The 16,872-nt window shown below is 44.6% G+C and carries 18 protein-coding genes; 13 read left to right on the top strand and 5 right to left on the bottom strand.

Annotation, left to right across the window (positions count from 1 at the left end):
* Positions 1–14 precede the first annotated feature (14 nt).
* The 4 genes from ACT6R0_RS13690 to ACT6R0_RS13675 all read right to left on the bottom strand — a co-directional run bounded on the left by ACT6R0_RS13690 (position 15) and on the right by ACT6R0_RS13675 (position 3,066).
* Positions 15–1,763: a PspC domain-containing protein gene (locus ACT6R0_RS13690; RefSeq protein WP_444654265.1), complete on the bottom strand. Its 1,749-nt coding sequence runs from the start codon at positions 1,761–1,763 to the stop codon at positions 15–17.
* Positions 1,764–1,766: 3 nt separating this feature from the next.
* The gene (locus ACT6R0_RS13685) at positions 1,767–2,099 is read right to left on the bottom strand and encodes a PadR family transcriptional regulator (RefSeq protein WP_444654266.1); all 333 of its coding nucleotides are present in this window, start codon (positions 2,097–2,099) and stop codon (positions 1,767–1,769) included.
* A gap of 134 nt (positions 2,100–2,233) precedes the next feature.
* Entirely contained in the window at positions 2,234–2,614 is a 381-nt protein-coding gene (locus tag ACT6R0_RS13680) for a hypothetical protein (protein ID WP_444654267.1), read from the bottom strand.
* A complete protein-coding gene (locus ACT6R0_RS13675; RefSeq protein ID WP_444654269.1) occupies positions 2,614–3,066 on the bottom strand; it encodes a DUF4870 domain-containing protein in 453 nt (150 codons plus the stop codon). Before ACT6R0_RS13675 ends, ACT6R0_RS13680 begins: the two co-directional genes overlap by 1 nt.
* A 146-nt stretch (positions 3,067–3,212) precedes the next feature.
* Between ACT6R0_RS13675 and ACT6R0_RS13670 the strand changes: the two genes are divergently transcribed.
* From ACT6R0_RS13670 to ACT6R0_RS13625, 10 genes are all read left to right on the top strand, one after another.
* Positions 3,213–3,671: a DUF4442 domain-containing protein gene (locus ACT6R0_RS13670; protein WP_444654271.1), complete on the top strand. Its 459-nt coding sequence runs from the start codon at positions 3,213–3,215 to the stop codon at positions 3,669–3,671.
* Positions 3,672–3,760: 89 nt separating this feature from the next.
* Positions 3,761–4,666 carry a TIGR01777 family oxidoreductase gene (locus tag ACT6R0_RS13665; RefSeq protein ID WP_444654272.1) on the top strand — a complete coding sequence of 302 codons (906 nt, stop codon included), beginning with the start codon at positions 3,761–3,763 and terminating at the stop codon, positions 4,664–4,666.
* 208 nt (positions 4,667–4,874) lie between these two features.
* Positions 4,875–5,465 carry a nucleotide exchange factor GrpE gene (locus tag ACT6R0_RS13660; RefSeq protein ID WP_444654274.1) on the top strand — a complete coding sequence of 197 codons (591 nt, stop codon included), beginning with the start codon at positions 4,875–4,877 and terminating at the stop codon, positions 5,463–5,465.
* A gap of 20 nt (positions 5,466–5,485) precedes the next feature.
* Positions 5,486–6,613, top strand: coding sequence for a molecular chaperone DnaJ (gene dnaJ, locus ACT6R0_RS13655; protein ID WP_444654275.1), 1,128 nt, complete (start codon positions 5,486–5,488; stop codon positions 6,611–6,613).
* 358 nt (positions 6,614–6,971) lie between these two features.
* Positions 6,972–7,904 carry an ABC transporter ATP-binding protein gene (locus tag ACT6R0_RS13650; protein ID WP_444654276.1) on the top strand — a complete coding sequence of 311 codons (933 nt, stop codon included), beginning with the start codon at positions 6,972–6,974 and terminating at the stop codon, positions 7,902–7,904.
* Positions 7,901–9,199: an ABC transporter permease gene (locus tag ACT6R0_RS13645; RefSeq protein WP_444654516.1), complete on the top strand. Its 1,299-nt coding sequence runs from the start codon at positions 7,901–7,903 to the stop codon at positions 9,197–9,199. Before ACT6R0_RS13650 ends, ACT6R0_RS13645 begins: the two co-directional genes overlap by 4 nt.
* Positions 9,200–9,346: 147 nt before the next feature.
* Complete coding sequence (locus ACT6R0_RS13640; protein ID WP_444654278.1) at positions 9,347–10,510, top strand: sigma-54-dependent transcriptional regulator; 1,164 nt, start codon at positions 9,347–9,349, stop codon at positions 10,508–10,510.
* A 4-nt stretch (positions 10,511–10,514) separates the two neighbouring features.
* Positions 10,515–11,273 (top strand): hypothetical protein, encoded by a 759-nt coding sequence (locus tag ACT6R0_RS13635; protein ID WP_444654279.1) that lies wholly within the window; start codon positions 10,515–10,517, stop codon positions 11,271–11,273.
* Positions 11,274–11,472: 199 nt separating this feature from the next.
* Entirely contained in the window at positions 11,473–12,135 is a 663-nt protein-coding gene (locus tag ACT6R0_RS13630) for a DEAD/DEAH box helicase (protein ID WP_444654281.1), read from the top strand.
* The gene (locus ACT6R0_RS13625; RefSeq protein WP_444656452.1) at positions 12,119–12,745 is read left to right on the top strand and encodes a hypothetical protein; all 627 of its coding nucleotides are present in this window, start codon (positions 12,119–12,121) and stop codon (positions 12,743–12,745) included. The genes ACT6R0_RS13630 and ACT6R0_RS13625 overlap by 17 nt, the downstream gene beginning before the upstream one ends.
* Before the next feature lie 46 nt (positions 12,746–12,791).
* On the opposite strand, the gene ACT6R0_RS13620 is transcribed toward ACT6R0_RS13625, so the two are convergent.
* Positions 12,792–14,186 (bottom strand): S1C family serine protease, encoded by a 1,395-nt coding sequence (locus tag ACT6R0_RS13620; protein WP_444654283.1) that lies wholly within the window; start codon positions 14,184–14,186, stop codon positions 12,792–12,794.
* Positions 14,187–14,291: 105 nt separating this feature from the next.
* Between ACT6R0_RS13620 and dapF the strand changes: the two genes are divergently transcribed.
* Genes dapF through mltG form a run of 3 tightly spaced genes read left to right on the top strand, consistent with a single transcriptional unit; the run spans position 14,292 to position 16,650 of the window.
* Positions 14,292–15,074, top strand: coding sequence for a diaminopimelate epimerase (dapF, locus tag ACT6R0_RS13615; protein WP_444654284.1), 783 nt, complete (start codon positions 14,292–14,294; stop codon positions 15,072–15,074).
* A complete protein-coding gene (locus tag ACT6R0_RS13610) occupies positions 15,068–15,592 on the top strand; it encodes a GNAT family N-acetyltransferase (protein WP_444654285.1) in 525 nt (174 codons plus the stop codon). The genes dapF and ACT6R0_RS13610 overlap by 7 nt, the downstream gene beginning before the upstream one ends.
* Positions 15,593–15,609: 17 nt before the next feature.
* Positions 15,610–16,650 (top strand): endolytic transglycosylase MltG, encoded by a 1,041-nt coding sequence (mltG, locus tag ACT6R0_RS13605; RefSeq protein WP_444654286.1) that lies wholly within the window; start codon positions 15,610–15,612, stop codon positions 16,648–16,650.
* The last annotated feature ends 222 nt before the right edge of the window (positions 16,651–16,872 follow it).

Here is a 16,872-nt window from a genome sequence, read left to right as displayed (position 1 = left end):
CCGCGCGACTTTAATTAATTCCTCTTGGTTTCAGTTTCGATCTGCAGGCCGTTCTCGTCGGCCTTCATTTTTACTTTTACATTCTCGCGCTTGCCGTTCTCATCATTCGAGTCCACTTCAAAGTTAACGGCATCTTCGACAATTGCCTCAACCTCGACCGGTTCTTCTATATTGTCTTCACAATTCAGGCATTTTAATTCATCATTCTCCAAATGATACATCTGGTCTTTGTCGCTGTAATTTATAGAAAGCTCAGAATAGTCGCTGCGGATATAATCCCTCATATTCCTGTCGATCTCAAGTACGCTGTATTCCGGAAGGTATACATATACCTTTACACGCTGCATCCTGAATTTGCTGTCAAGGTCGGTAAGCAGATAATTGTCTAAAGTTAAGGTATTTCCCTTAAAATCAAAATTATAATTTATCTTTTCCGCCCTTTTCCTTGCTTCCGACGGAGAGCTTCCCTCGGCAAGTTTCTCTATTTCAACATATGGTTTCTCTTTATCGGTTTTAATGAAATGCACCTCAACGTTGTTCGAGTATATCACGTCATTATCGGTTGAGTCCTGGGTGATGCGGAAGTCGTAACGATTATCTACCGACTTTGAGAAAAGCGAATTGTGGCGCAGCTTTACCCTTAGCGTGTTATCCTCCTGAGGAAGATTTATAGCCAGCTCTTTCATTACCTTACCCTCATGTGCTATCTCGGTAGCGTACCTCACACCCAGATATATTGAGGACGACAGTGCTATTATCCACAATGCGAGTAGTGTGTAACGTGTCACGTTGCCTACAGGCTTGAGATTTTCGACCATGATCTTAAGCCCCAGCAGGAACATGAAGAACACAGGTATACCGAAAGTAAACAGCATAAGCAATCCTACTACCCAAAATGGTATGTCGGTAAAATTAAAGATGTGGTTTGAGGAAAGCCATGGTGTGTTGACCAGTGCCGATGTAAATAAGGTTGTTACAAAAAAGACTACCAAACCGCCTAGTGCCAGAGCGGAACAAATAGTAATTACCGCGCCTATAACTTTGGCAAGGCCTTTAAATATAGCCATGAATACGGTAGCGATACCGTTCCCTACCTTCTCGGCACCTGAACCTACGTTAGCACCAAATTTTTCATAATCCATCGATTTGAGGCGCTCGCCAAACTGGCCTATTTCTTCCTTTACTTTTTTTTCGATATTCGAAATGTTGATGGGCTCTCCGGTCATTTCCAGTTTCTCTGTAGTTGTTACCGCTTTAGGGATCAGTATCCAAAGCAATATGTACACAAAAAGGCTGGCAGAGAAGGTAATGAACAACGACAGGATGAAAATGATCCTTATCCACAGTGGGTCGATCCTGAAGTAATGTGCGATGCCTCCGCATACGCCGCCTACAATAGAACGGTCGCCATCCCTGTAAAACTTCCTGGTCTTGTAGTTGTAATCGTAGTTGGGATTGAAGCCGGAGTAGCTATTGCTGCTTGTTTTTTCGGCCGACTCATCGTCGATCCTGTAATCTTCGGGCTGGCCCATTACTGCGATTATCTCTTCAACTTCGCGAAGGCTCACCACACGGTTATCATTCTTAAGCTTTTCAGTCAAAAGTTCAGCAATGCGTCCTTCAATATCGCTCATTATCTCATCCCTTCCGTCTGTCGACAGGGAACGGCGAATGGCGTCGAAGTAGTGATTCAGCTTCTGATAGGCATCTTCATCGATGTGGAAGAAAAGGCCTCCTAAATTTATACTTACTGTTTTGTTCATGACTTATGCTTTTTGACTGGTTATTATGTTTACTGCGTCGGATAGTTCCGTCCACGTTACGTTTAATTCTTTTAAAAATTCGCGCCCTTCATCGGTCAGGCCATAATATTTTCGCGGCGGGCCCGATGTAGATTCCTCCCAACGGTAGCTCAGTAGGCCATCGTTCTTTAATCGTGTAAGCAAGGGGTACACAGTACCCTCCACTACAAGCAGCCTTGCGTTCTTAAGGGTGTCGAGGATCTCTGATGTGTAGGCGTCCTTTTGCTTGAGCACGCATAGTATACAGAATTCCAAAACCCCTTTTCGCATCTGCGCCTTGGTATTCTCAATGTTCATAAGCTTTCGTGTTTGATGTGATTAAACTGTCCATTTTTTGATCGATGATTGATTGATGATTGATGATGATTGATGATGATTGATGATGATTGATGATGATTGATGATGATTGAACTATGATCGGTCGGCTGATCCTATTTAAATTTTGCCTGCAGCTTCTGCATGCGCCCTATGGCATCTTCAAGGTATTCTTTCCCTTTATCAGATCCTGCTTCCACTTTTTCACCTTTCTCAAATATGGTTACTATGGGGGTGCCATCTTTCGCCGGGCGGGCATTTATCGTGATGTTGTTATACTTGTACTCCGCATAGCCCTGGGCAGGTATCCCTGTTATGGCAGTACCGTCCTCATCAAAGGTAAAAGTACCTTTCATTTCGAAATCATATTCTGAAAAGGGTGATCTCTCACTTGTTCTGCGGACAATGTTCCCCTTATCGTCATTCTCCTGCTCATACCTGGAATTACAGGCGGTAATAGCTAAGAGAAGCATTACTGATGCTGCTATTTTTTTCATCACTTCAGGAAGTTTATTGTTAGTGGGAATTTATAGTGTTCTCCATTACTGTTCTTAACTGCCGCGTAGATGATCAGGAAGAACTCGGCGATCTTGAGCAGGAAGAAAATGAATGCCGCTACTGCACCTATGATTACAAGCCCCGTTATCTTTCCTGTCGACAGCTGGTCGATAACCCAGTCGTTGTCATTTACCATTTGAATGCTTACATCACTGAACAATGTGTAGAGGAAGATCGGCACGGCAATGATACCCATGATCAAAGAGTAGAGGAACAGGCTTAACTGGAAATTGATAGCCTGCTTACCGTTCTCGTCTACAAATTTAGAATCATTCTTCTTGATGCTCCATATGAGGGTAGGAAAAATAAAGTTACCTAAAGGAAAGATATACTGCGTTAAAGCGCTTAGCTGTAACAGTACCGATGTGTTCTTATTTGTGATGGTTTCCATAGTATATGCTTATATCAGTTAATATCCTATGCAAATATATATCTATTGGATGGTATTATGCAATACAAAGTACTTATGTTTAACAAAATATTAACATTTATGAGTTTGGATAATTATCTGTATTTTAGCAGAAAATATAGTAAACAATGGAATTCACGCCTTCAAAGCTCAATACATTTCTTTTTTTTAAGCTTCCTTCGGCTTTTTGGAGTGGTGTAAGGGTAAAGGAAATATCGGCCACTCATTGTGTGGCAACCGTAAAGCACCGCTGGTTTAACCAAAATCCTTTCAACTCCATGTATTTTGCAGTACAGGCAATGGCTGCCGAACTTACCACGGGGGCTTTGGTCATGTACCACATAAAGAAGAGCGGTAAAAAGATATCGATGCTTGTAGCGAACAATAAAGGCAATTTCTCGAAAAAGGCGCGGGGGAGGATAATCTTTACCTGCAATGAAGGCCACCTGATCGAGCAAGCTATACAAAAAGCGATAGCAACAGGTGACGGCCAAACGTTTTGGATGAAGTCAATAGGCACGGATGCACACGGCGACCAGGTGTCAGAGATGGAATTTGAGTGGAGCATTAAGGTAAAAAGCATTTGATCGCATCACAAACATTAGTTAAACGCTAATGTTTTTCAATACTGTAGTATCGCAAGCAGTACTTTTACTAATAAGGAAAAAGTAAAGCCATGAAAGTTTTAATAACCGGTGCAACGGGGCTTGTAGGGAGTGAATTAGTATCGCTGCTGCTCAAGAACGGCATCCACGTACACTACCTGACCACGTCCGAGAACAAGATACAGCACGAAACACAATATAGGGGTTTCCTTTGGCATCCTGAACAAGGCCATATCGACGTGCACTGCATTGAGGGTGTCGATGCCATCATCCACCTCGCCGGTGCATCTATCTCTAAGCGCTGGACCGATAACTATAAAGAAGAGATAGTAGAGAGCCGTGTGGTCTCTGCCAACCTGCTTTACACTCTTCTAAAAAATAACCCGCATACTGTAAAGCACTTCATTTCAGCATCAGCCATAGGTATCTACCCTCACAGCGTTGAAAAAATATATTCAGAAGATAGTCCTGAAACAGATAGGTCATTCCTCGGGCAGGTAGTCACCAAATGGGAGCAGGCCGCCGATCATTTTTTACAATTGGGCATTTCCGTAGCAAAAATAAGGACGGGACTCGTGCTTTCGGGCAAGGGTGGTGTGCTGAAGGAACTCACGCGCCCGATAAAGTTTGGGCTTAGTGCCGCATTTGGCAATGGGCAGCAAACCCAGTCGTGGATACACCTTCGTGACCTTGTAGGTATCTACCACTTTGTACTTACACATCATTTAGAGGGTGTGTATAATGCGGTAGCCCCTTATCCTGTTGCTCAGGAACAGCTTTTAAAACAAATAGCCAATACCCTCAATGTACCCTATTTCCTTCCGGGGATCCCGAGGTTTATAATGCAGGCGGTATTGGGCGACATGCACGAACTTCTCTATAGCAGCCAAAATGTTAGCGCCAAAAAGATCATTGGCGAAGGCTACCAGTTCCGCTACCTTTCTTTAGAAAAAGCGTTGCGGCAGGAATTGGGATGACCTTATAAATTTCGGCAATGACGTTTTTACAGTCTCTGCGATCTTCTTTACAAGTTTTGAAAGGAAGATCGCTTTGTCGTTACTTCTCAAGATGACTTTTATAAAATTTTCGTACTATTCAGTCAGAAAATAAAATGTGACAATTTGACATTTTATTCCTTTTGGCAATACTTTTGCATTTCGCTTTAGCGAACCATTCGAAAATTTAATGTTTAAGAAAATTTTTAAAAATATGAGCCAGGAGAATTCTGAAAATGTGGAGAAAGACTTAACGCAGGAAGAATTGATCAATGATGCAGAAAACACCGAAACTACTACCGATCCAGGCATACCGTCTGCCGATGAACTGACCGAAGAGCAAAAGCTCAGGGAAGAGGTAGCTAAGGAAAAAGATAAGTTTTTACGCCTGTTTGCCGAATTTGAGAACTATAAGAAAAGGACATCTAAAGAAAGGCTGGAGCTTTTTAAGACTGCCAACCAGGAAGTTTTGCAGGCGCTTTTGCCGGTAATGGACGATTTTGACAGGGCATTGGCCCAAATTGCCAAGTCTGAAGATGAGGTGCTTTTGAAAGGTGTGGAGCTCATTCATAATAAATTGAAAGATACGCTGGTGTCCAAAGGGCTTGAGCAGGTCGAGGTAAAAGCAGGTGATGCTTTTAATGCCGATTTTGCCGAAGCGATCACGCAGATCCCTGCGCCATCGCCGGAATTTAAAGGCAAGATCGTGGACGTGTTGGAGAAGGGCTACAAGCTGGGTGATAAGATAATCCGTTTCCCTAAGGTAGTGATAGGCAACTAAGCCATTTAAAACAGACAGAGATGAAAAAAGATTATTACGAAATATTGGGAATAGAGAAAGGCGCTACCGCGGAGCAAATAAAAAAGGCATACCGCAAAAAAGCCATTGAATACCACCCTGACAAGAACCCTGGCGACAAGCAGGCCGAAGAGAATTTTAAGACGGCAGCTGAGGCCTATGAAGTGCTGAGCGATGCCGACAAAAAAGCACGCTACGACCAGTTTGGCCATTCAGCGTTTGAAGGCGGCGGCGGATTTAACGGTGGCGGCATGAACATGGACGACATCTTCAGCCAGTTCGGTGATATTTTTGGCAGTGCTTTCGGCGGCGGCGGATTTAGCGGTGGTTTTGGTGGTGGATTCGGCGGAGGCCAGCGCAGAATGAAGGGGTCTAACCTTCGCATCAAGGTGAAAATGACCCTTGATGAGATCGCTAACGGCGTTGAGAAAAAAGTAAAGGTTAAAAGGAAGGTACAAGCCAAGGGTGTAACGTACAAAACCTGTCCGACCTGTAATGGTGCGGGCCAGGTCATGAAGATAACCAACACCATATTAGGCCGTATGCAAACGGCTACTGCATGCCACCAGTGTGGTGGCACGGGCCAGGTGATCGAGTCGAAACCAAGCCAGGCCGATGCGCAGGGCATGATCATGGAGGACGATACCGTATCTATCAAGATACCTGCGGGCGTTGTAGATGGTATGCAGCTGAAAGTGAGTAACAAAGGTAACGATGCGCCGGGCAGCAACAGTATTCCGGGCGACCTGATCGTGGCTATTGAGGAACTTGAGCACGAAACATTAAAACGCGAGGGTGAGAACCTGCACCTGGACCTTTATATCAGTTTTGCCGAAGCAGCGCTTGGAACATCAAAAGATATTGAGGCTGTGAATGGTAAAGTGAGGATAAAACTGGAGGAAGGCATCCAGTCAGGCAAAATTTTAAGGCTAAAAGGCAAGGGTATACCGAGTGTGAACAGTTATGGTACGGGCGACCTGCTTGTGCATGTAAATGTTTGGACACCAAAGACTTTGACAAAAGAGCAGCGTCAGTTCTTTGAGAGATCCCTTACAGATGAGAACTTTATCCCGCATCCGGAAAAATCAGAAAAATCTTTTTTTGAAAAAGTTAAGGATATGTTTTCATAATTTAAGAAATTATTATACATTTGGAATTCACTATGCAAGTAGTGAATTTTTCTTTTTCATAGCAATTTTTCCCATCCTCATCGCAAGATAAGGGTGGGTTTTTTTATTAAACAGCTGAAAGTTGTTTTACCCTACCTGAAAAAATAAGTTTTTTTAAAATTTTTTTCATCTTCCTTTAAATTATGTTTATTACATAAAGACCGTAAAGACTATCGGGTAAACAATAGCATGGAAGTGAATAATAAAACGTTGGTCCTTCTTAGCGGACCTTGTGGAATAATCATCCCTTGTTGCGTAACTTTTTCCCACATTATTCATCATATAGTGGTATTTTTACCATCACAATCAATAAAACGGAATGGAACCAATTTTAGAAGTAAGGAATGTTGTAAAGCAATATGGTGACTACACCGCGCTCAACAGCGTTTCGCTACAGGTACCGCGTGGCAGCATCTACGGATTGCTTGGCCCTAATGGCGCGGGAAAGACCTCTCTCATACGCATCATTAACCAGATCACTATGCCCGACAGCGGCGAAGTTTTGCTTGATGGTGAAAAACTTGCCCCGCACCACATCAGCCACATCGGTTACATGCCCGAAGAGCGCGGCCTGTATAAATCCATGAAGGTAGGGGAACAGGCGCTTTACCTGGCGCAGCTGAAAGGCCTCTCTAAAAAAGAAGCCAAAGCCCAACTGGAATACTGGTTCGAAAAACTCGAGATACAAGGCTGGTGGAATAAAAAGATACAGGAGCTTTCCAAAGGGATGGCGCAAAAGATACAATTCGTGGTAACGGTGCTTCACCAGCCCAAGCTGCTGATATTCGATGAGCCGTTCAGCGGGTTTGACCCAGTGAATGCAAACCTTATTAAAGACGAGATACTCGGCCTGCGCGATAAGGGCGCGACCATTATCTTCTCTACGCACCGCATGGAAAGCGTGGAGGAAATGTGCGACAACATTGCGCTTATCCATCAGTCCAACAAGCTCATTGAGGGCAACCTTATCGATGTGAAGAAGCAATACCGAAGCAATACCTTCGAAGTTGGCATAGCTCCAAACAACATTGAGCAGTTCTTTGCCGACATGGCGCTCAACACTCAATACACGAGTGAAAAGGCCGGCTTTAAAACTCTTGACGACGAACTGAAACTACAGATAACTGTCCCAAAGGGTTCTACCCCGAAAGAATTATTGAACTACCTGCTGAGGCATGGCGACGTGACCTACTTTGTTGAGAAGATACCGAGCGTGAACGATATATTCATCCAAACAGTAAGCAAAAGATAATGAGCCTTTCCCTTATAATAAAACGAGAATTCAACGCCAAAGTGCGTAATAAGTCGTTCATAGTAATGACATTCCTGAGCCCGATGTTGTTTGTTGGAATGGGCTGCCTCATTGCTTACCTTACCAGCGTGAACAACGATGTGGTGAACAAAGTAGCCATACACGATGCCAAAGGCTGGCTGCATGACGAACTGAAAAGTACCGACAAACTTAAATATACGGATCTTTCCGCCTTACCGCTGGATGTAGCCAAAAAAACAGCCTCGGAAGAGTATGAAGGTTTTGTTTATGTACCACCCGTGGAAGACATTAGCCTACTGACCTCAAAAGTGGAATTCCTGTCTAACGAATCGCCAAACCTTGAATTGGTCGGCGGCATTGAAGATGCGATAGACGACAAAGTCACAAAGTATAACCTCAAAGAGCTTAATTTCGACTATGACAAGATCGAGAATGCGAAAGCGGAGTCGAAACTGCACCTAAGCAAATTCTCCGGTGAAGAGAGCCATAAGGAAGGCAGCTACCTGAAAATGGGCCTTGGAGCCATGATGGGCTACCTGATCATGATGTTCATAATCATTTATGGCAATATGGTAATGCGCAGTGTTATAGAAGAAAAGACCAACCGTATAATCGAGATCATTATCTCCTCTGTAAAGCCTTTCAGGCTGATGATGGGCAAGATCATAGGTACATCGCTGGCAGGGATCCTTCAATTCGTTATCTGGGCCGTACTTGGGGTAACGTTATTTTTAGTGCTTACCATGGTCTTTAACATACAGGTTGGTGCTGCATCGAACACGGCTGCAGTACAACAGGCGTCACAGGAGGCAATGAGCGGTGCACAGTTGTACATCAGTGAATTCTTTAAGCTGCCGCTTGCCACGATGTTCATTTCATTCCTCGTATATTTCATAGGCGGGTTTTTCCTTTACAGTTCCATTTATGCTGCGATCGGCGCGGCGGTAGACAGCGAGACTGACTCCCAGCAATTTCTGCTGCCTATCATCCTTCCGCTAATGCTTGGTGTTTACGTTGGCTTTTTTAGCGTGATCAGTGAACCGCATGGCACGGTGGCAACGGTATTCTCAATGATACCATTGACCTCGCCGATCGTAATGCTTATGCGCATACCGTTCGGAGTACCACTTTGGGAGATCCTGTTATCGGTTGCAATATTATTCATGACTTTTTTTGGAGTAGTATGGTTCGCGGCGAAAATATACCGCATCGGTATACTGATGTATGGCAAGAAGCCTACGTATAAGGAGATATTCAAGTGGCTGAAGTATTAAGCCCCCTAACCCCCAAAGGGAGAACTTACGAGATGTCGTTAAAAAAATGCGATTGTTTGTTAATGGTTTAGGGACTGTCCTGTTTATCAAATAAATTTATACAGATTGGCAATAGAAAATAGCCAATGGAAAATAAAAAATTCAAAGATGTCCAAAATACTTATCATAGAAGACGAAGCCGCTATCCGCAGGGTACTCGGAAAAATACTATCTGAAGAGAGCGATACCTACAAAGTAGAGGAAGCCGAAGATGGGCACGCAGGACTCGAAAAAATAAAGAACGATGATTACGACCTGGTGCTGTGCGACATCAAAATGCCGAAGATGGATGGTGTTGAAGTGCTGGAGGCCGTGAAAAAAATAAAGCCGGAGATACCTTTTGTAATGATCTCGGGGCATGGCGACATCGAGACCGCCATTAATACGATGCGCCTGGGGGCATTCGATTACATATCGAAACCTCCCGACCTGAACCGCCTGCTTAATACCGTGCGAAATGCGCTGGATCGCAAGGTGCTTGTGGTGGAGAACAAAATGCTGAAGAAGAAGGTAAGCAAAAACTACGAAATGGTAGGGAGCAGCGAACCCATCAACCACATAAAAGAGATCATTGAAAAAGTCGCGCCGACCGATGCACGCGTGCTCATTACCGGACCAAACGGAACAGGTAAGGAACTCGTGGCGCACTGGCTTCATGAAAAGAGTGAGCGTGCTGCTGCGCCTTTCATCGAGGTGAACTGTGCGGCCATACCTTCGGAACTCATCGAGAGTGAATTGTTCGGCCACGTGAAAGGCGCGTTTACCAGTGCTGTGAAAGATCGCGCCGGTAAATTTGAGGCTGCAGATAAGGGAACGATTTTCCTTGATGAGATAGGCGACATGAGCATGCCGGCACAGGCAAAGGTGTTGCGCGCACTTCAGGAGAACATGATACAACGCGTAGGTGCTGAGAAGGATATTAAGGTGGATGTGCGTGTAGTAGCGGCGACCAACAAAGACCTCAAAAAAGAGATCGCCGAAGGCCGTTTCCGTGAGGATTTGTACCACCGTCTTGCAGTAATACTGGTAAAAGTCCCGGCGCTCAATGACCGCAGGGATGACATCCCGACCCTTATCGATCACTTTGCCGAAAAAATAGCTATCGAGCAGGGCAGCGCGCCGAAGAAGTTTTCGGCGGATGCCATAAAGCTGTTACAGGAATACGACTGGACAGGCAACATACGTGAACTTCGTAATGTAGTGGAGCGCCTTATAATTCTCGGAGGCAGCGAAATTTCGGAAACCGATGTAAAGCTGTTTGCAAGTAAATGATAGTATGAAAACCGGTGCCGTTTTATGTCTGTTCCTGCTGTTGCTGTTCGCGGATGCCGCAATGGCCCAGGACTACCTGGAGCAGATGAAGCGGTACGACCTTTCGAAAGTCATTGATCCCGATAGCATAAGCGATGACAGCCGTGAGATGATAGCGCACGTTGACCCTTATGGCTACATTGGCGATAATTTTCAGCGCTTCCAAATTCATTTTACCTCATTCAAAAAGAGCAAGGCCGATCCGTTGGTATATGATGTGAAAGGTAAAACAAGGGTTAAGGGAAATATATGCGGCTTTACTGGTACTTTTAAAATTACTGCGGTAGAACATGACGATTCGATTCAGGAGTTTATGGATCCAGATTATCGGGGTATTGCTATTGTGAGTAATGTCATACTATATGAAGACAAGTCGCAACCCGGTTCCGGAATTATTAAGGGTGTTTTAGTTACCGATGCCATTTTTAATGGTAAGGCTAAAGCAGAATACAACGCGCTAATGCTGATGTCGGACAGCTACAGGAACAACCAGTTTACCGGGACCTGGACCAGTTACAAGACTGGCCGTTCCAAAAAATGCAATTGGGGTGACTACCGGATACCTGAAAGCGGCGATCTCGATTTGGGGGCAGGTGAATTTATGATTAACGAAAAATTTAAAGGCAACGGGTGGGAGAGCTATTATGACGCCTATTGCTGTGATCCCGAGCTGGCGAGGTCAATAGCCGCCAAAAAGGAGGAAGCGCAAGAATGGTGGAAATAGGAATCTGCTGACCACTTATGGTTGATCTTTTTTACACAAGGTGCACAATGGGATACACAAAGTTCTCAAACCTGAGCGTAAAGATAATAACGATTAATGAGATCGTTGTGGCCTTGTATTGCTCATTCAAATTTGTGACCTTTGCGAAAATCTTTATGAACCTTGTGATAAAAATCCTGGCTCAACATTACATGAAAAAATGAAATTAAAAAAGATACATCCGGGCCTCGCCCAGTCGCTTGAAGAAGCCGGCCTTACAGAACCTACAGCATTGCAGAAAGAAACCTTCGGTACCATAAAGAGTGGCGTCGACCTTGTAATCGTGGCAGGCCGTGAGGAAGCCAAGACTACAACTATGGTTATCCATGTGATCCAGAGGCTGGAGAAGGAGTTCCAGGAATCGCCCCGCGCGCTCATTTTTGTGCAGGATAAGGCTAAAGTGCTTGAAGTGCTGGAAATGTTTAAAACCTATGGCGACCATACCGACCTTCGTGTTTACGGAGTGCACGATAAAGGCGATATTGACTATGACAAAAACCAGATATCGCTGGGTATCGACGTGCTTGTAGGTACGCCGGTACGACTGGGCGAAATGTTCTCCTCTGCGGGATATGACATTAACCAGCTAAAAATGTTTATCATTGACGATGCCGACGAGATACTAAAGCTGCGCCACGATACCCGTATTGAGAGGATATCGAACGGCATTGCCAAAACCCAGCGCCTTTTCTTTACCAACACCATTACCGACAGGGTGGAATCGCTTGCCGACAGGATCATGATCGAGCCATTATTCTATGAGTTTGACGGCGAGGAAGAGGAAGAAGATGAAGATTGGGATGGGGATGAAAACCGACAATAATACCTTTAAGATCTATACGCCTGTAAAGAAGTTTTACCGGAGTAATGATCTTATTGTTTATTTGTTAATTGGTTTTGGTGTCTTGAGTGTAACGAGTTTTGCGATTTCCAATTTGATTGGCAGGAATCTCTCCCTGATCATAGGAATGGTATTCCTGATTTGCTTGATACTAAGTTTTCTGGTATGTGTTGGTTTGGCTATAAGGGCCGTTTTTAAGTATCAGCCGCTTTATGGAGACCTTAGCGGTCAGGTCATCTTTGAAAATGACAGTATTTCGGTAGACAATAGGGTATTTGAACTGGATGACATATCAAAGATCAATTTTGCAATTATCGATCATAAAGACCTTTACATTGGACGCCGGGGAGGACTTGAGGGCAGGAAGTCACAGGGAGTGGGGAATACATTCAGTTTTATGGTGGATAATAAGCAGTTGACGTATCAATTTCAACTCCTTTATAAAGGCCAAATTAAGGAGATAAAGGACCAGCTTATTTCGTATCACATCGCAGGCAAACTCCATTTCCTTCATCTCATAGAGCTTTTGGGAATTACTAAATATGAGGACATTCAGGAATTCAAACAGCAATTGGCAACAGGCCTAAAATAATAAAGCCCCCGTTATGCGGGGGCTCACTATTTAAATTCATCAGAGATTATATCAAAAACTGCACGACCCTGCCGGCTTTCGTTAGCATTTCCACCCGTATCTTCTGGTTGGGCCTTTTATTATCCAATACTTTAGATACACTTTCAATGTCTACTGCCTTCATGTTGCCGATGCGTAGTATGATGCCATCCTTCAGTTCGTCATAGTACGGCATCCATTCCTCATCGGTGATCTCCTTGATCTTTACGCCATAATCTATTTTAAGCTGTTTCTTTTCGGAGTCGCTCACATCCTCCAGTTCAAGGCCGTCATAGGTAAAGCTGTTGATCTCATTTTTAGAGAGCTTCACAGGGATAGTCATCATTTTACCATCACGGTTCACGGCAACTTTCACCACGTCGTTCGGACGTTTGGTCACTATAGAAGCGTTGATGTCAGCGAACCCGTTTATCTCTTTATCTTCAATTTTTGTGATGATGTCGCCTTTCTTTATGCCGGCTTTCTTCGCACCCGATTCGGCAATTACATCATTCACATAGAAGCCTCTTGTCTCTTTAATGCGCAGGTCTTTGGCAAGGGCACTGTTCAGCTCGCCGCCTTTTACACCCAGCGCTCCTCGCTGCACGTTACCGAACTGCATCAGGTCTTCAATGATCTTTCTTGTGATATTGGAAGGCACCGCGAACGAATAGCCTACATACGAACCCGTCATGGACGAGATCATGGTGTTAATGCCTACGAGTTCGCCACGGGTGTTTACCAAAGCGCCACCGCTATTGCCGGGATTAACGGCCGCGTCGGTCTGTATGAACGACTGTATGCCATCTTTACTTAAGTTCCTGGCTTTCGCCGAAACGATACCCGCCGTCACCGTACTGGTAAGGTTATAAGGGTTGCCCACGGCGAGCACCCATTCGCCTACCTTAATATCATCCGAATTGCCGAAAGTAGCAAATGGGAGTTTGTCTTTAGTTTCTACTTTCAGCAGGGCAATGTCCATTTTAGAGTCAGTGCCTACCAATGTAGCCTTATACGATTGGTTGTTATTAAGTGTAACTTCCAGCTCTGAAGCGTTTTGCACTACGTGGTTATTGGTCACGATATAGCCGTCTTCGGTAATAATTACTCCCGACCCGGTGCCCACCTGCTGGTATTGCTGGCCACCGCCACCGCCACCGAACATAAAGTCCCATGGACTGGCTGCCCTTGTGGCATAAGAGGTATTCTTAACATGGACTACTGTGTGTACGGCTTTATCAGCAGCCGCGGTAAAGTCGATCGACTCTGCACCGCCGCCGTAGCCAACGGTGCGGGTATAATGTTCAGGAGCTATTGATAAGGCAGATGAGGGTGTGTCATTATCAAATACCAGTTTGTAAGCTCCAAGGGTAGTAGCGCCGCTAAGCAGCCCTACAAGCAATAAGCCTGAAAATTTCTTCATAGTGAAACAGTATTTAATTTTATTGAATAAAACATATAGTGATGCGGCTGTCCGGCCATCAGGGATGTCATTAATATTCGTACTTTTGTTGTAACAATCGTATAAATGAAACTTACATTCCATAAATACCAGGGCACGGGCAACGACTTTGTGATGGTAGATAACCGCGATAATATATTTCCCAAAAATGATACCAAACTCATCGGGCACCTGTGCGACCGCAGGTTTGGCATCGGTGCAGACGGGCTGATACTACTGGAGAACGACGATGCTACCGATTTTCGTATGGTATACTACAATTCCGACGGGAATGAGAGTACCATGTGCGGCAACGGAGGCAGGTGCATAGTAGCCTTCGCCAATGCGCTCGGGCTTATAGAGAATGAAACCGAGTTCACTGCGATCGACGGCCGTCACCATGCGGTAATTGCCGGAAATACCGTTTCATTGCACATGAAGGACGTTCACACGATCTCGGTATATGAAAATTATGTGTTCCTGGATACGGGTTCACCGCACCATGTAGAACTGGTAGACGACCTGGAGGGGCTGGACGTTAAAAAAGTAGGCGCCAGCATCCGCTACAGCGGGCTTTATGGCGACAAAGGGTCAAATGTGAATTTTGTTGTGCCAATAGGGACTGACAAATTTGCAGTGCGTACCTACGAGCGCGGTGTAGAAGATGAAACCCTTTCCTGTGGGACAGGTGTTACAGCCGTAGCCATTGCCATGAAAGTGCTCGGTAAAGCAGTTACAAATGCTATAAAACTGGATACGCAGGGCGGCGAACTGGAGGTGTCCTTCGTTCAGGAAGAAGGTAAACAGTTCAGGGAAATATACCTGAAAGGCCCTGCGACATTTGTTTTTAACGGCGACATCGAATGGTAACCCTTACAGGAAATACCATTTACCTGAGGGCGCTGGAACCGGAGGACCTGGAATTCATTTACCGTCTCGAGAACAATGAGGGCATTTGGGAGGTAAGCAACACGCAAACTCCCTACAGCCGCTTCCTGATACGCCAATACCTTGAGAATGCACACCAGGACATATATGAAGCAAAACAGCTCAGGCTGGCCATTTGCAAAAAAGACAGCTTTAATGCCATCGGGCTTATCGACCTTTTCGATCTCGATCCGGTGAACCAAAGGGCAGGTGTTGGGGTCATCATTGAAGATGAAAATAACCGCAATGCTGGCTTTGGGAAAGAAGCGCTAGGGCTTTTGATAGAATATGCTTTCCAAAAATTGCAACTGCACCAGCTTTACGCAAATATAGATACTGCAAATGTTGCAAGTATATCGCTTTTTGCTAATTTTGGCTTCCGATCGGCAGGTATTAAAAAGCATTGGATAAGGAGGGAAAACTCTTATTATGACGAGGCTTTATACCAGCTTATACGTTAATTAAAAATTACTTTACCTTGAAAGCAAGAAAGATAATAGGCATCTTTTCGTTGGTCGTGGTGACCGCGGGGACCATTTACGGTTATATGATCTACAAGCAGATATTTTCTGCCAATACAAAATTCAGCGAGGACCGTGTGGCAGTATTCATTCCTACAGGTTCTGACTTCGCTGCAGTGCAAAAGCTGGTAGCTCCTTACATAGAGGATATGGACAGGTTCGAATCCGTAGCCGACAAAAAATCGTATCCCGATAATGTAAAAGCAGGTAAGTTCATCCTTAAAAAAGGTATGAACACCAATGATATTATCAATTCGCTGCGCCAGCCGGTAACGGTGAACATTTCCTTTAATAACCAGGAAACCCTGCAACGCGCTGTGGGCAGGATATCGCAACAACTTGAGCCGGACAGCCTCGCACTGCTACAGGCATTTACCGATAAGAAATTCCTTCAGGATAACGGTTTTACGGAAGACAATGTACTAAGCATTATGATCCCTAATACTTATGAGTTCTTTTGGAATACTTCGGCGACCAAAGTAAGGGATAAAATGGCAAAGGAGTACCGTAAGTTCTGGACCCCTGAAAGGGAGGCCAAAGCTGCGGCCCTCGATCTTACACCACTTCAGGTATCGGCACTGGCATCCATCGTACATAAGGAAACCGCTAAGACCGACGAAAGGCCGCGTGTGGCGGGAGTGTACCTCAACCGCCTTCAAAAAGGTATAAAGCTGGAGGCCGATCCCACAGTGATCTATGCCATCAAAAAGGAATCGGGCGACTTTGACCAGGTTATTAAAAGGGTTTTGTATAAAGACCTTGTGATCGACTCTCCTTACAATATGTATAAATATGCAGGGCTTCCCCCGGGGCCTATCGCTATGCCCGATATTACAGCCCTCGATGCGGTACTTAATCCTGAAAAGCACAACTACATCTACTTTTGCGCCAGCGTGACCAATTTTGGCTATCATGAGTTCGCAGTTACAGCTGCCCAGCATGAGGTGAATCGCCAAAAGTATGTTGCATGGGTCGAAAAAATGGGGATAAAGAGGTAAAATCTTACACTATTTAGTGATGGATCCCGAAGAAAATGAACTTTTTTTCGGGATTTTTTTATGTGCGTAGTTCGCTTGAGAACTGTTGGGTAATCCCTTTGTTTCAGGGATGTTACGGAATTTTCTTTCTTAAATTTTGACACTTAACATTCTGTTAAAGTCTGGTTAAATTGTAAGTCCTTGTAAATCAACTGGATGTTTGCCGTATATTTGCAGTCTGTG

Source organism: Flavobacterium sp., assembly GCF_052437795.1.
Taxonomy (GTDB): Bacteria; Bacteroidota; Bacteroidia; order Flavobacteriales; family Flavobacteriaceae; genus Flavobacterium.
Note: the sequence above shows the minus strand (reverse complement) of the source record. Positions and strands in the feature narration are given on the sequence as shown.

Bases quoted from the DNA above. Each gene is read 5' to 3' on its own strand.
- ACT6R0_RS13610 (WP_444654285.1), top strand. From the start codon at position 15,068: ATGGTAACCCTTACAGGAAATACCATTTACCTGAGGGCGCTGGAACCG.
- ACT6R0_RS13620 (WP_444654283.1), bottom strand. From the start codon at position 14,186: ATGAAGAAATTTTCAGGCTTATTGCTTGTAGGGCTGCTTAGCGGCGCT.
- ACT6R0_RS13670 (WP_444654271.1), top strand. From the start codon at position 3,213: ATGGAATTCACGCCTTCAAAGCTCAATACATTTCTTTTTTTTAAGCTT.
- dnaJ (WP_444654275.1), top strand. From the start codon at position 5,486: ATGAAAAAAGATTATTACGAAATATTGGGAATAGAGAAAGGCGCTACC.
- ACT6R0_RS13635 (WP_444654279.1), top strand. From the start codon at position 10,515: ATGAAAACCGGTGCCGTTTTATGTCTGTTCCTGCTGTTGCTGTTCGCG.
- ACT6R0_RS13685 (WP_444654266.1), bottom strand. From the start codon at position 2,099: ATGAACATTGAGAATACCAAGGCGCAGATGCGAAAAGGGGTTTTGGAA.
- ACT6R0_RS13665 (WP_444654272.1), top strand. From the start codon at position 3,761: ATGAAAGTTTTAATAACCGGTGCAACGGGGCTTGTAGGGAGTGAATTA.
- ACT6R0_RS13690 (WP_444654265.1), bottom strand. From the start codon at position 1,763: ATGAACAAAACAGTAAGTATAAATTTAGGAGGCCTTTTCTTCCACATC.
- ACT6R0_RS13680 (WP_444654267.1), bottom strand. From the start codon at position 2,614: ATGAAAAAAATAGCAGCATCAGTAATGCTTCTCTTAGCTATTACCGCC.
- ACT6R0_RS13650 (WP_444654276.1), top strand. From the start codon at position 6,972: ATGGAACCAATTTTAGAAGTAAGGAATGTTGTAAAGCAATATGGTGAC.
- dapF (WP_444654284.1), top strand. From the start codon at position 14,292: ATGAAACTTACATTCCATAAATACCAGGGCACGGGCAACGACTTTGTG.
- ACT6R0_RS13625 (WP_444656452.1), top strand. From the start codon at position 12,119: ATGAAAACCGACAATAATACCTTTAAGATCTATACGCCTGTAAAGAAG.
- ACT6R0_RS13675 (WP_444654269.1), bottom strand. From the start codon at position 3,066: ATGGAAACCATCACAAATAAGAACACATCGGTACTGTTACAGCTAAGC.
- ACT6R0_RS13660 (WP_444654274.1), top strand. From the start codon at position 4,875: ATGTTTAAGAAAATTTTTAAAAATATGAGCCAGGAGAATTCTGAAAAT.
- ACT6R0_RS13640 (WP_444654278.1), top strand. From the start codon at position 9,347: ATGTCCAAAATACTTATCATAGAAGACGAAGCCGCTATCCGCAGGGTA.
- ACT6R0_RS13630 (WP_444654281.1), top strand. From the start codon at position 11,473: ATGAAATTAAAAAAGATACATCCGGGCCTCGCCCAGTCGCTTGAAGAA.